The organism is Psychrobacter sp. AT9, assembly GCF_047272965.1.
GTDB lineage: Bacteria > Pseudomonadota > Gammaproteobacteria > Pseudomonadales > Moraxellaceae > Psychrobacter > Psychrobacter glaciei.
In genome coordinates this window covers 2,429,409-2,444,706 of the sequence record NZ_JBKOTW010000001.1, presented here as the reverse complement: position 1 = coordinate 2,444,706, position 15,298 = coordinate 2,429,409, and the positions used below count along the sequence as shown (strand labels likewise).

Sequence of the window (15,298 nt, the reverse complement as noted above, 5' to 3'; positions counted from 1 at the left end):
AAGTATACATGGAACAGCAGCCTTCAACTCTAGCGCGCCACTTGTCAGTTACGCAGTGTAATGCGTTAACCAGTCATGATGGGAACAATATCAAACCCTCTAAATATGCCGCGATTGATGAGTTGCAGCCGGCATTGTCGCGTACTTATTTTACGCGTTCTGCGATTTTTAGTGCATTAGCGACCAGTTTGGTGGGCTTTGGCATCGCGCCTATGGCATTGGCTGAGACCACGACAGGTATCGATACTAGCAGTCAAATCATTGATAGTCAGAACACTGGTTCTCAGAATGATGACACGCAAAATACAGCCAGCCGGTCAACCGCCAGTAGTACGACACTAGCCCAACCACCAACACCCTCACAGCCCCCAACCCCTCGCGAGCCATCTTCTACTGAAGACACTCAGCTCGATATCGCATTGGATGCCTTGCGACTAAAAAGAGCCGTGGAACAAGGCATCATTGATAAGTCAGTACTAGATGATTATAGAGAGCAAAACCTAAGCAATAAGCAGCCTAATAGTAAAGAGACAGACGCGCAAAATTCACTATCTGAGCAAGCATCTGCAAATCAGCAAGGTGTTGATGATAATGTCGATAATGACAATATCAATGACAATGATTTGGATAATGAGCTTTATGATGTAGACGACTTGAGTGACGCGCAGGCGAACGTTGCCAATAAGGATTTGTTGCAGCAAGCCGAGACAGTTCAGCAGCAAGGCTATCAGATGATGACGCCTGAGGAAATTGATCGCGAGCTGGCAGCGCTAGATAGGCAAAATGCGCAAGACATTGACAGTATCAATAATGGTAGCGCCGCTACTAGCACTGATATTAATGGCATGAATGGTATTAGCAATAACGACAGCGACTTTGATGCGCCTATCGCGACGTTAAACGATACCAACCCGCCTATCGGTTTAGATGTGAGTCTCGACGCCACCAACTTGCCAGCACCGAACAACCTTGATACGTTAGGAAGAAATGAGACGGCGGCTGAAAAGGCTAAGACCGCTGAAATCATGGCACGACCCATTAACGTAAGCGATGCTGTCAGTAGTGGAAGCGCTGATGACGATAATATTATTATCGATGACCAGATGTCAGTCAGTGCAGATAATGTGATAGGAGAGGAAGGCGAACAATCAGATATCATCAATCCAAATGATTATTTGCCAGATTATCAGTCCGAAACCCAAGCCGTCAATCAAAGTATCCTGCAGGCCAAAAAGCCTAAGGCGCTGTCTCGCAAAAAAACCAATATCGTTAAGCGGCTCTATGATAGGTTATTTAATGATGGTGCTCTAGCGCTACCACATGTAGAGACAACGGTTTACTTGCAGCAAGTCGCTGCTGACGATGCGACTAACGCTCAACCAAAAGTTATCGAAGCAGACGAAGACACGCAACCGATTAAGAATATTAAGGCGGCGCTTGATGACACGACCGTCCAATCTGTCGTTGACTTTACGGCAGCTTTACCGCGTCTGCGTCAAACGGCATTAGATGCCGCAAAAGCCGTTGGTTATTACGATGTGACCTTACGTTTGCGCCAACCCAATAGCGACATCATTGAGGTGGTTATTGAGGATTTAGGCGAGCCGGTCACTGTGGACAGTCGTATTGTCGAGATTCGTGGCGAAGGTAGTGCGCAAGAAGAATATCAAGCGTTAGAAAAAGAGCTGCCACCGCAAGAAGGCGATGTATTTAACCATCGCGTCTATAAAAACAGTAAAGCAGCGCTTGAGTCACTCAGCAATACTTATGGCTATTTCGACCAATATTGGTTAAACAAATCAGTCGATATTATTTTGCCAGACAACACCGCTGATATATCGCTGGTTTATAACACGGGCGACCGTTATGAATACGATGATGTGGTGTTTTTTACTTATGATGCAGCGACCAATACTCTGACCCGCGACCCTGATAAGCTACCTGTCGAACTGTCTTTATTGCAGCAGTTGTTTGATTTTAAACCCGGTGATCCGTTCTATCGCCCCGATATTACCAAATTTAGTAACGATTTATCGGCGACGCGTTATTTCAACACTGTGAATGTCGAATCCATTTTGCCACCCAATGAAAGCAGCGAAAACAGTACTTTAGCTTTTGATAATGCACCCGCCAATACTCTTGACAACGATGTTGATGGTGAGGTCAATGCTTCAGAAATTATCGATGGCGTAGCGGCAGCAAATAATGGGGCAGAGAGTAGTAATACGAATGGTACTGTTCAAAATGGCACTGTCCAAAACAGTGATGAGGCAAATGGCAGTGAAGGCACCAACACTGCCAACAGTGGAGAAACAGTCAATCCGGCTGATATCGCTGCCATTGAGTTTGAGGCAGACGAGCAAACACTGGAAAAACTTCAAGCCATTAAACAAAAAGCCAATCGTTTAAGTCGCCTACCAGATGATCGGGTATTAGACGAAAAAGACCAAGAGACAGACACGATTTTAGGTAAAATCAGTGACTCTATTAGCAACGTGGCACAAAAAATATTTCCGGATGAAAAAAGCATTCTTGCGGATGAAAACTTTGTACCACCAACGCTGGCAGGACGTAAAACGCCGCAACAAGTACGAGAAAGTAAAAAAGTCCCACTATATGTCTTTGTCTCTGCCAGTAAGCCACGCGATGCCCAAGTAGGTATTGGTTATGGTACCGATACTGGCGTACGTGCCACGGCGAAGATAGATTACAATCTACTCAATCGTCAAGGCTATCAGGCAGGGGCAGAAACAGAAGTCTCTAGAATTACTAAGAATGTTTCGGTCTATGCCAGCCGACCGTGGAAGCATCCGCTTAATGATAAGTTAGATGCTCGCCTGACTTATGAAGAGGAAGTCATCGATCAAGGCGAAGGCAACTTTGATCTATCTACCCGAACGCTAAAAGCGGCATTGGCACGTAATATTCGCCGTGACAGTGGCTGGAATCGTAGCTACTCTGTGCGTTACCGTTTAGATGAGTTAGAGACGGGGGTGGATGAAGCCAACTTAGAAGATCTGCCCATACGTTTTACCTCTTCTAGCCCGCAGCAACAAGCGCTGTTATTGGGTTATGGTATGAATAAAACGGATGTGGATAGTGCAACCAATCCGACCCGTGGTATCCGTCAGTACTACTCTATTGAAGCAGGAACTGAAAAGGCATTAAGCGATACGGATTTGGCAATTGTGCGTGCGGGTGTCAGCGGTATATATAGTTTTGGTAATGATAATAAACACCAAGTTCTTGGTAGCCTCAATACCGGCTACATTTGGGCCGATGACTTTTATGACGTGCCTTACAAGTTGCGCTTCTTCGCGGGTGGCGACCAAAGTATCCGCGGTTACGATTATGAAAGCTTATCGCCAATTGACAAAGGCTATCTGACGGGTGGACAAATCCTCGCCGTTGGTAGTGCCGAATATAACTATGAATTTAGACCTGGCTTCCGCGGTGCGTTGTTTACCGATGTGGGTAACGCCTATGACAAAGACTTCGAGACTGAAACCAAAGTCGGCGTCGGCGTTGGTATTCGCTGGGCATCACCAGTCGGTGTGGTGCGGGTTGATGTCGCTGCTGGTGTGACAGAAGAGAGTATTCCGGTTCGATTGCACTTCTTTATCGGATCGCCTTTATAAGAGCCTCGTCAATCGTTTTTTAGCGATTGTTGACAATCATTTTTTAACGTAGTTGAGTGTGATGTTGACCGAAAATACCCCGCCTAATGATTCATCGGATGAAGATCCGGCGCAACGAGATGCCCGTGCTGTAAGACGTTGGTATCCGCTGTCTTTTTTGCTCAAACTACTGGTGCTCATACTAATTGTGCTAGCAATTATGTTCGCCGTATTTTTTTATGCGGCTGGTACTGAATCAGGTACCAAGTTCTTATTAGAAAAGATCAGTGCCGAGACGGGTATTAAATTCAAATATGGGCGCGGTAATTTACGTGATGGTTTGTTGGTCACGGATATCGATATCGAGGCGACCGAAGACCTTGAAGTACGGGTAGATAAAGCCTATGTCAAAATAGGCTGGCGTGCAGTATTTGCAAAAGAAGTCCATCTACGGGATGCAGACATTCAACGTATTGAGATTATCAATAAAAAACCACCAACGGGTGAGGCTTTCGATTATAAAACGCTCAAGCTACCGGTGAACCTGCGTTTTGATCAAGCAAAAATAAAAACGATTGTCTATAAGCAAGTGACGAAAGACCCTATCATCGTCCATGACATCAGAGCTCGTGACTTGACATGGGTTGGCAGCATGGTCACGGTAGGTCGTGGTGACTTACGCTATGCGGACATCGTCAAAGTCAGTGCTTTACAAGGCGAGATTGATCTTCAAGGTGACTATCCGTTAGATTTGAGTGCTATTGCTGAAGTGAGTGCTTTAGACAAAGCCTATATCGATCCGCTAAATATCACTGCCACAGGCAGTTTAAAGCGTACTGTTGGCAAAGTACGTAGTCGCTATAATGATAGCGATGTCAGCGGTGATTTTGTCGTACAGGCATTGGACAAGGATTTGCCACTTCAAGCAAAACTGCAATGGGATGATATTTTGATTCCTTATGCTGAAAGCCAAAATATTCGTTTAAAAAGCGGCACGGCCACTGCCTCAGGTGTCATCTCTGAGATACGTCTGCGTATTAATACCGAACTGACTGCCAAAGATATCCCTTCAGGGCATTATCAAGGGCGGGCAGTGATTGCCAATAGCCAACTGCGCATTGATCGTTTGGATGCTCAGGTTCCAGCTGGAAACTTAATACTACAAGGTATTTTAGACTGGAAAAATAGCTTCGATGCAAAAGTACGAGTGACGGGTAGCAACTTCGATATTGGCCGTGTTATTCCTGACGACTATGCCGATTTCAAAGCCTATGCCCCGCAAAAACTAAACGGTCGACTATCGCTACATTATCAACAACAGAACAGCGCGGGTAACTTAGAAGTTGACGCAGATTTCCGTCAGCGTGATGGCGAGCATATTAATGCCAATATTACCCAAGGTAAGACCTCTGCGAAGATCAAACAGGCAGCGCCTTTATATATCGATGCCACTTGGCAAAATCTGACCCGTCGTAACGTCCCTAACATCGGTAATATCGATAGCCCAAGCGGTCAAGCGGATGTCATCGTGCGCGGTTCGACCCTCTCTATCGATGCCAATGCGGTGATCAATGAGCTGAATGCCGCTCCCAAAGGCAACTACGATGTACGTGTCCGAAAAGTGGGTAATGTCATCGATATTAATCGCCTTAATTATGATGGCATCGTCGGTGACCTATCGGGTACAGGGCAGATCCAACTGGCGAGCAAGCAGCGCCCATTGACGTGGCAAATTGATGCCCGTACCAATGGCTTACTGCCCAAAGAGTATCGTATTGACTTACCGCTTGAGCGTCTAACGGGCAGCATTAGTGCCAGTGGTCGCTTAGTGAATATCACCAAAAGCGGAGTCAAGGGTCAGCGTCATATTATTAATTTAAACAATACCGATTTGCAGGCGCAGCTTGATGCCACGCAAGACGGCCGTGCTATCGGCATCACTGGTGGCGGTGATGCCAAAGTCGATATCGTTGGTGGCGAGCTGTCTATGTTTGATGCGCGTTTTGATGGGCAGGTCGATACTGCGGATGTGCCAAAGGGTCGTCTGTCTATCGATGCGGCAGGCACACCAAGGCTGATCAGTATTCGCAAGCTCAATTACAACGGTGAGGCTGGCGCAGTGAATGCAAAAGGTGTCATCGATTTGCGCAAAAATATTGGTTGGACAGTTGACGGTCGCTTTGATAACTTCAATTTGGGTTATTTTTTACCCAATAATCCCGCCATTATTACTGGTGATCTAAAAACCAGTGGCGAGTGGCAAACTCCATCCAAGAACAACACGAATGCCAAAGGTAAATTGAATAGCTTTGCAGTAAATTTTAACGGTGTATTAGATGCCGAGCAGCTACCAGCAGGCAAACTCACCATTGATGCCAGTGGCGATGCTCAACTCATCCGTATCAAACGCTTCCGTCATGTCGGCGCTGCAGGTAGTATCGATGCTAGCGGCACTGTCGATGTACGTAAAGGTATCGCTTGGGATATTAAGGCGGTAATGAATCGCTTTAATTTAGGTTATTTCCTCAAAAGTACGCCAAGCGCTATTACGGGTACTATAGATACCGACGGTCGCTGGAGTGACACCCAGCAAACCATTAATATCAAACAAATCAACTTGACTGGCATGTTAAAAGGTCAGCCGCTTAGTGCAAAAGGCAGCTTAGCCGCGAAAATGCGTCTGCCAAAAGACTTGGCGAGCTACTTTAAGCGTCTGCAAACGCAAGATGCACAAGCACAATATAAGCAAGTGAACGCCTTAATCGACAGTTTAAATGCCAATAACCTCGTCTTACGTTGGGGTGATAACTACATCACTGCTAATGGCAATGCCAAGCAATTACAAACCAAGATTAATATCACCAGTCTCGATCAGCTCTCCAATAAGCTGACTGGTAAAGTGACCGGCGGTGCGACCTTATCGCAGCCTGCGGGACAAGCCTTGCCCACTATTTATATTGATTTAGTCGGTGAGCGTATTGCGCTCCCAGGTTTTATATTGCGTCAAGGTCGTATTCGCGGCAAAATCGTCAACTTAGCAAATAGCCCAAGTCAGCTGATTGTCAGCGCTGAAGGTTTAGATGCTGCGGGACAAAGTTTTAAAAGCGTTAATGCGTCTTTTAATGGTACTGAAAAGTCGCACGTGGTCGATCTAAACGTCGCGAATGAGCAACTTGATATTGCGGCAAGACTCAAAGGTGGCTTTAATCGCGACACACTCAGTTGGTCTGGCGTGATTGGTAAAGGTCGCGTCAAGTCTAGATATGCCACGTTGAACCAACTACAGCCAGCGCAATTAATCGTCAATTTACCCAACAATCAGAATGGCAATAGCCGTGAGCTTAAAGTGCAACTCGCCGCACACTGTTGGCAGGCGGCAGATCAAACTGGCAAGCTGTGTTTACGTGAAAAATTAATCGCTTCGCCATCTGGTGGTCAGGTTGACGTAGTGCTACAAAAACTGGATACCTCGCTATTTTCAGTATTTTTACCTAAAGATATTGATTGGCATGGTCAGATCAATGGTAAAGCCGTTGTCGGTTGGCAACGCGGTCGTCCACCGACTATTAATACCACTTTATATTCTGATAATGGCAAAATCGGCTTGCTACAAGACGGTGATAGCGTTCCTATAAGTTTGTCATATAAGCGTGTATCACTGATTGCCTTGTCAGTACCCGAGGGTCTCAAACTGCGTACAGACATCAATACTGGTCGCGGGGCACGTGGTTATGCGGAAGTTATTGTCGATCCTTATAAAGATCCTAAACCCATCTCGGGCGCATTGGTGCTCAACGAGCTCAATTTAGCGATTTTCAAACCTTTCTTCCCCGGTATGCGCGTGCTCGAAGGTAATATCACCATGGCGGGTGGTGTGGGTGGCACATTGGATAAACCACAGTTCTATGGCGATGTTAAATTGGCCAATGGTCGTATCGCGATGCTGGATCTGCCTGTCAATTTAAGAAAAGTTAATGTCGATGCTAAAATTCGTGGCACGCAAGCGACTGTTGATGGAACCTTTAATAGTGGTACGGGCAGCGGCACGCTAACCGGAACGGTAAACTGGCAGCAAAAACTACAAGCCAAACTGAGTATCGCTGGTGAGCGTCTAGTACTGACCCAGCCGCCATTGCTATTGGCTGAGATTAATCCTGATATCGATATCATCGTGCGTCCAGGCGACCGTTACGTCAACATTACAGGTGCTATCAGTGTGCCGTCGGCGACGATTCGTCCGCCAGAAGCCAGTGAAGACATCATTACGCAAACTGAAGATGTGGTCGTCCTTGATCGTCGTCTTATTGGTAATATCGACGAAGTTTTAGCTATCTCAAAACCTTGGTCGATCAATGCCGATATTGGCGTAGATTTAGGGGATGATATTAATTTCCGTGGATTTGGTGCCGTTATTCCTTTGGCAGGTGCTATCAATATCACTCAAAATGGTACGGGCATTATGCGCGCCACAGGGGTAGTACAGGTATCACGTCGTACCAATATCAATGCCTTTGGTCAGAGTTTAGAGCTTAACTATGGTCAGGTACGCTTCAATGGTGATGTCATGAAGCCTAACTTGAGTATTGAGGCCGCCAAAACCATTAGTGGAAAAACAGTTGGCGTGCGTGTTAAAGGCAGTACTGAAAGTCCAAATATTATTGTCTTTAACAATGCTGGTCTTACTCAGCAGCAAGCAATGAATGCCTTGGTAACGGGTCGTATCGATAATAAGAGCGCCACACAAATCAGTGAGCAAGGATTTAAGTCACAAGTGACTAATAATCTAGCCGCTGCTGGTCTGAGCTTTGGCCTGAGTGGGACACGCAACTTGACCAATCAAATCGGTCAAGCTTTTGGTCTACAAAGCCTGACTGTTGATGCTTCTGGCGGTAGTGAAGATACCAACGTCAATGTTACCGGTTACGTGACTCCTGACTTATATATTCGCTACGGGGTAGGTGTTTTCAATGCGCAAAACAGCTTATCTGTCCGTTACCAGTTGACCCGTCGCATTTACGTTGAGGCAACGTCAGCGGCAGAGAACGCAGTTGATGTGGTCTATAGTTGGCAGTTTTAGGTAACGCTGTCATCCGTTGCTTATTCATCAATGAATTGCAATAGTGGCTCGATAGCACTTACCATGTTCTACCTAATAAAACGCCATCCAATAAAAAACGCCTTCATCGAAAGGCGTTTTTTTAAGATTTAATTTTGACTATTTGGTCAAAATTAAACGATTGTTGCGGGTTAAGCGTAAGCGATATTCCTCACCTTCGTGCTCAATACGTACTTCTTTGGTCAAGGCAAACAGATGCTGTGACTGTAAAGTTGGTAGACGGTTTTCGCGGCAGTTCAAGTAACGAGAGATAACCATGCTCATAGTAAATTCCTTTTGATAAAACAGTTGAGTAGTCGACATCAGAGAGTAATAATTATTAACGATAATAATTATCATTTAGATTGAGTTTTTTTGCAAGGTAATTGATAAAATAAAATGCAGTTATTATGTAAACTTATATGAAGCAGTAGTTATAAAGCCCATTTCAAATAAATTTTCACCAGTCTTGTCGACGTTTTGATGCCATAGCAGACCACCGTTTCAAGTTATTATCAGCAAACAATGAAATAAGCACTTAAGGACAGTATTATGCCAAACCCCTCAAAAATCCCAGAAACGAGTCATCAAAAAATTGTAAACGTCGCTGTCGCTGTTATTCATTATCAAGCACAGTATTTGCTTGGGTTCCGCGATGCGGCTCAACATCAAGGTAATCGTCATGAGTTTGTAGGTGGCAAGATTGATGCGAATGAAACCGCAAAACAGGCATTAATACGCGAAGTCGCTGAAGAAACTGGGATCGATATCCACGACAATACTGTCGTCAAACTTGGACGACTGCATCATGATTACGGGGATAAGCAGGTAAGCTTGCAGGTCTATAATATTGAGCTGACAGGGCTACAGTACGAACAGCATCGCCATCTTCGCTATGGCTTAGAAGGGCAGGCGCTAAAATGGGTCAATAAATCTTCGCTATTGGCGGGAGAGTATCACTTGCCTGCTGCCAATAAAACGATTCTTGAATGGTTGCGACTACCCACGCAGATAGCGATTACTTATCCTCTGGCACACTTTAGTGATCGACCCAATCCAGCAGCAGAATGGTTGACTTACCACGAGGAAAAGGTAGCGCCTCATGCTTGGCTATACATTCGAGTTAAAGACTTAGGCTTTGATAACAGCGTAAAGCAACTGATGACTTTGCGTCCAGATAATCAGGTAATTCTGCCTTTTGATCATCACGTGCAATCTGTGCAACCCGACTATCAAGTCGTTGTTCATCAAATCGTTGTTCATCAAATCTCTCAGACTGCGCTCATGAAATGGTTTAATAATGGGGAGCACGTTTCTGTAGGTGAGCAGACGTTATCTAACGATCGACCATTGATAGTCAGCTGTCATGATGCGGCTAGTATTTATGCTGCCAATAAGCTTGCTAGTGCTCGTTTACAGCAGCAGCTACCACCAGTTATCGGTATTTTTCTGTCACCGTTATTAGCGACCCAAACTCACCCTGATACTGCACCATTAGGTTGGTCATATTGGTCAGCTCTGGCACAGTTGGCTGATATGCCTGTCATCGGCTTAGGTGGATTGTCACCCGCCATGATTGGGCGAGTCGCTCAGTTTGGTGGTATCAGCGTGGCAGGTATTCGTCAGTTTATTTAGCAATTTGTTTAGGACGTATCTTTATTTTTATCGGGTATTTGTCATAAAAGGTTCATTCAAGTAATGGATCTTCTCTATATTTATCTAGCCAGTAACTCTGTGTTTATTCTTTAGCACAAACATAGAATTACTTACAAACCGTTGCGTTTTCCTACATTGCAACACTGTTTTAATCGTAGTGCTGCCATTAAGATAAGCTATCAAATTAGAAAGTGCCCATATAGAAAGTGCCCACGCTATTTTTTATAAATGACGATTTTAGTGTTTATAAGCCAATAATCGGGTCAAGCTGTCTTCACTACTTCTAATAACATTTAATTTTACTCGTATTATTTTTCACATTAGCAGTGTGTTTGAGCAAGAAATTAAATGGTAATCATTTGATAATTGATCAATTTTAACCATCACCACTAATTAATGGTACCTCTATGAAAACCAATAAGTTACCTCAGTCAGCATGGTCTGATTCACAGGCAGCCGGTTCTCAAGCGCAGCAACTCAGCCAATCAAAGGCTCGTTATCCTCATGATAGTGGGCAACATGCCAATAGTGCTAGCAACGATGCTAGCTATGACAGTTATGACGATGAACGTTCAGACCATTTGGCAAGAGATACGTCTCTGCAAGACAGCTATTTTGGATACAAGAGTATCGACAAAAGCCTTACACAGGCAAAAGAGTTTGCTATGATTGAAAACGGCAGTACCGGCAGTAACGATCCAAAAAACACTGATCCAGAAGATTTTGACACAGCCAATGGCTACAAAAAAGCCAGTGGCTCTCAAAAAATCAGCGGTTATAAAAAAACCAGCGGCTATAAAAAAGTGCAGAAGAAACAAGCACAAAAAATCAGTGAATTAGACACACTTATGTCAGAAGATTACGCTGATACTTCAACAGAAAAACCCCAAAAAACCGATGATTTATCATTGACTACCACTTCATACAAAAAAATACCGGAGCGCATATTCATGAACGGGCTTATCAAGCATACCGGCATTGCCTTAGCGATTATTATACCGTTGGCAGCATTTTCGGCATATGCCGCACCGTTGCCGGCTACAATGTCTGCCAATAAAACTTCTGCTACGGCGACGACTGATAAAGCGACAACAGAGACATTGTCGGTGAAGCCTAGCAGTATCATGCATAGTTCTGCCAATGTACCGACGACCGTCGATAGTGTGGATCTCAAACAATATGCAGGTACGTGGTATGAGATAGGTCGATTGCCGATGTATTTTCAGCGCAATTGTGCCAGTGATGTCACTGCTAATTACACCGAAAAAACAGATGGCTCAGGAATTATGGTTACTAATAAGTGTCAGGCTGAAGACGGTTCAGGCATTGTAGCTGAGGGGTTGGCAAAACCTGCTGACGATACGGGTAGCAAATTGAAAGTCACGTTCTTGCCTTCATGGATTCGCTGGCTGCCAGTTGGTCGCGCTGATTATTGGGTGTTAGCACGGGATCCGGATTACAAGACAGCTTTGGTCGGTACACCCGATAAAGGTAGTCTGTGGTTGTTGGCACGGTCGCCCAATATCAGTCAGGAAACTTACGCAAAATATCGCCAAATTGCCCAACAACAAGGGTATGATTTAAAAGAATTTAAACTGACAGCACACAGTAATCAAACGGTTACTCTGGTGCCATAACCGTCTAGAACATTCATGTTTATCAAAAGGTAGCGTAATAAGCTGCCTTTGTTTTTATAATCTATTAAATATACCCTCAAAACGCGTTATAAGTGCTTGCTGATCGGTTAGCACTGGCAAAATAGAGCGTTTTAAGCTAAAATCTAGGCGACCTAAACACTCTGATGAAAATGATTGACATGAATGTTCTTCTGTCATTTTATCGGAGTGGCTACTTAGACTAAATTTAATCTATCTGTTCGATACTTTTTCATAATACTTTACTGATCATAAGGATGTTTCTCGTGAGCAATGCTGATACCTTACGCCAACTACATCAAGAGCACTTGAGCAATTACAACAACCAAGAGCAACAAGCGATCGAGCTTATGGGGCTATTGAATAAGCTCTATAACGAGCAAGATGTACAAGTAACATTGTTCGGTGAAACGCTAGGTACTACCTCAGTTGGTCAGATATTAGCACTACACCAAAAAGTAGCACTGCGCGACCATGGCGCTAAGTCTATCGATATCGCTGACACGTTAGCGATGGTAAAAGTCATCGCAGAGAGCAAAGACATTCAAGCCACTCGTATCGACGTTGGTCAATTGATTGCTAATGACACTGACGTACAAGCTGCACTAAAATCTGTCAATAATGCAGGTGCCGTGAATGGTGCGACGGATGTTGTATTGTATGGTTTTGGCCGTATTGGTCGTATTTTGACCCGTCTGCTACTGTCACAAGCGTCAAGTGCAAAAGGTTTGCAACTAAAAGCCATCGTTGTACGTCCAGCTGCTGCTGGTGATTTGGCTAAGCGTATTTCATTGCTTGAGCGTGACTCGATTCATGGTAGATTTTTGGGTGGTATCAGTATCGATGATGACAATAACGGCATGATTATTAACGGTCGTTTTGTGCAAGTGATTTATGCTAAAGACCCTAGCGAAATCGACTACAATGCTTATGGTATCGACAACGCTTTGGTCATCGATAATACAGGTATCTGGAAAGATGAAGCAGGCCTTGGCAAGCACCTACAATCTACTGGTGTGAAAAAAGTTCTGTTAACTGCACCTGCTGGTGGCGATATTAAAAACGTCGTTTATGGTGTGAATAATAATACTATTGGCGACGATACGATCGTGAGTGCTGCTAGCTGTACGACCAATGCTATTACCCCAACGCTTAATGTATTGAACGATGAGTATGGCATCGAAAACGGTCACGTAGAGACTATCCATTCATTCACCAATGATCAAAACTTAGTCGATAATTATCACAAAGCAGATCGCCGTGGTCGCAGTGCAGTTATGAACATGGTGATTACCAGCACTGGCGCAGCAAAAGCAGTTGGCAAAGCATTGCCAGAACTAAGTGGTAAATTAACGGGTAATGCTATTCGTGTACCAACGCCCAATGTCAGTTTAGCTATTTTAAATTTGAACCTTAAAACAGCACCAAAAAGCGCTGATGCGTTAAATGAATTTTTGCGCAAGATGGCCAACAGCAGCACTTGGCAGTCGCAAATTGCTTATACTGACTCTACAGAAGCTGTATCAACGGATTTTGTTGGCACGACTCATGTAGGTATCATCGATGCTCAAGCAACTATTTTGACGGATAATCATGCCATTGTTTACATTTGGTATGACAATGAAGTCGGCTATAGTACGCAAGTATTGCGTTTGGCGACGCAAATGGCTGGAATCAGCTATACTCAGATTCCAGCATAAAAAGTCTAAGGCGACATCATTTATGCGGTAGTACCTTGCAGTCCGTATAGATTCGTCAGTTCTTAGATGCGATAGTTTTTAGATGCAGTACTTAAGCACCCGATAGTCCGATTGGTTATCGGGTGTTATTGTCATAATGACTACCAAGGGCGGCTTCACACACGGGTCGCAAATATTTTTTAAATCAGTTTTTAAAATTATTGGTTTTTATAACCACACAAACACATAGCTATACCCTAAAATACAGTCGCTGACTGTAACCAGTTGATAAACTGGATGGTAAATTAAGGAACGTAAGATGCGATTTATTGATGAAGCCGTCGTAACGGTAAAAGCAGGTGACGGTGGTAACGGAATCGCCAGTTTTCGCCGAGAAAAGTATGTCCCACGTGGCGGACCTGATGGTGGAGATGGTGGCAAGGGCGGAGATATTTACGTCATTGCAGAGGATAACACCAACACCCTAGTGGACTATCGTTATACCCGTCGTCACGATGCTATGCGAGCAGAGAATGGCCACAGTAGAAACTGTTCAGGCAAGGGCTCCGATGATTTGTTTTTACCAGTACCTATCGGTACCACAGTAGTTGATACCGAAACTGACGAAGTGTTGGGTGACTTGGTTGAACTTGATCAGACGTTACTGATTGCCAAAGGTGGCGATGGTGGTTTGGGTAATACCCATTTCAAAAGCTCGACCAACCAAGCACCACGTAAGGCTACGTCTGGTTTTGAAGGTGAGTTAAAAGTTCTTAAATTTGAGCTAAAAGTTGTGGCTGATGTTGGCTTGATTGGTTTGCCTAATGCTGGTAAATCTACCTTTATTCGTCAAGTCTCTGCTGCTAGACCAAAAGTTGCTGACTATCCGTTTACCACCCTCGTTCCGAATCTAGGTGTGGTTGATATCGGTCGTCATCGCTCATTTGTGATGGCAGATATTCCAGGTTTGATCGAAGGTGCTTCAGAAGGTGCTGGACTTGGCATTCGTTTCTTAAAACATGTGGCTCGTACTCGTCGTCTGTTACATGTGGTTGATGTAAAGCCAATTGATGGCAGCGATCCGGTAGCCAACGCTTGTGTTATCTTGAATGAACTTGAGCGTTTTTCGCCTGAGTTATCCAACTTGCCCCAGATTTTGATATTAAACAAAATTGATCAGGTGCCTGATGAAGAGTTAGATGAGCTTTGTACTCATATTGTCGCCGAGCTTGAGTGGACAGGCGATGTATTTCGCACGTCAACCTTAATGGGCGAAGGGACTGATGCAGTTAAATATCATTTAATGAATGAGATTGAGCGTGAGCGTGAGCGTGAACTAGAAGATCCTATCTTCGCTGAAGCACAAAAAGCGCGTTTTGAGCGTTTAGAAGCAGAAGTGCGTCTCAATACTGAAGCTCAGCGTGAAGCATATCGTGCGGCTCGCAAAGCGGCGCGTGAAGGCACAGACTTAGTCAACGAAGACGAACTGGATGATGATGACGATGGCGTTGAAGTCGTATACGTTCCCTAAGTTATTTCGTTTGAGTTGATATATTTGAGTTGATTTTTTAAATTAACCCCCGTAATTAATCCATA

Annotated in this window: 7 protein-coding genes; 6 read left to right on the top strand and 1 reads right to left on the bottom strand. The window is 44.4% G+C overall.

Features of this window, described 5'->3' with window-relative positions:
* The first annotated feature begins 8 nt into the window (after window positions 1-8).
* Window positions 9-3,638 carry an autotransporter assembly complex protein TamA gene (locus ACMFL8_RS10220; protein WP_413190890.1) on the top strand — a complete coding sequence of 1,210 codons (3,630 nt, stop codon included), beginning with the start codon at window positions 9-11 and terminating at the stop codon, window positions 3,636-3,638.
* A 61-nt stretch (window positions 3,639-3,699) separates the two neighbouring features.
* A complete protein-coding gene (locus ACMFL8_RS10215; RefSeq protein WP_413190889.1) occupies window positions 3,700-8,694 on the top strand; it encodes a translocation/assembly module TamB domain-containing protein in 4,995 nt (1,664 codons plus the stop codon).
* A 138-nt stretch (window positions 8,695-8,832) separates the two neighbouring features.
* Here the strand turns inward: ACMFL8_RS10215 and hemP are convergent, their stop codons facing one another.
* Window positions 8,833-8,991 carry a hemin uptake protein HemP gene (hemP, locus tag ACMFL8_RS10210; RefSeq protein WP_227672156.1) on the bottom strand — a complete coding sequence of 53 codons (159 nt, stop codon included), beginning with the start codon at window positions 8,989-8,991 and terminating at the stop codon, window positions 8,833-8,835.
* A gap of 273 nt (window positions 8,992-9,264) precedes the next feature.
* On the opposite strand from hemP, the gene ACMFL8_RS10205 reads away from it, so the two are divergent.
* The 4 genes from ACMFL8_RS10205 to cgtA all read left to right on the top strand — a co-directional run bounded on the left by ACMFL8_RS10205 (window position 9,265) and on the right by cgtA (window position 15,233).
* Window positions 9,265-10,347 carry an NUDIX domain-containing protein gene (locus ACMFL8_RS10205; protein WP_413190888.1) on the top strand — a complete coding sequence of 361 codons (1,083 nt, stop codon included), beginning with the start codon at window positions 9,265-9,267 and terminating at the stop codon, window positions 10,345-10,347.
* 428 nt (window positions 10,348-10,775) lie between these two features.
* Window positions 10,776-12,005, top strand: a complete 1,230-nt coding sequence (locus tag ACMFL8_RS10200; protein ID WP_413190887.1) for a lipocalin family protein — start codon at window positions 10,776-10,778, stop codon at window positions 12,003-12,005.
* 275 nt (window positions 12,006-12,280) lie between these two features.
* Window positions 12,281-13,723, top strand: coding sequence for a glyceraldehyde-3-phosphate dehydrogenase (locus ACMFL8_RS10195; RefSeq protein WP_037033396.1), 1,443 nt, complete (start codon window positions 12,281-12,283; stop codon window positions 13,721-13,723).
* 298 nt (window positions 13,724-14,021) lie between these two features.
* Window positions 14,022-15,233 carry an Obg family GTPase CgtA gene (gene cgtA / locus ACMFL8_RS10190; RefSeq protein WP_010200157.1) on the top strand — a complete coding sequence of 404 codons (1,212 nt, stop codon included), beginning with the start codon at window positions 14,022-14,024 and terminating at the stop codon, window positions 15,231-15,233.
* Window positions 15,234-15,298 lie beyond the last annotated feature (65 nt).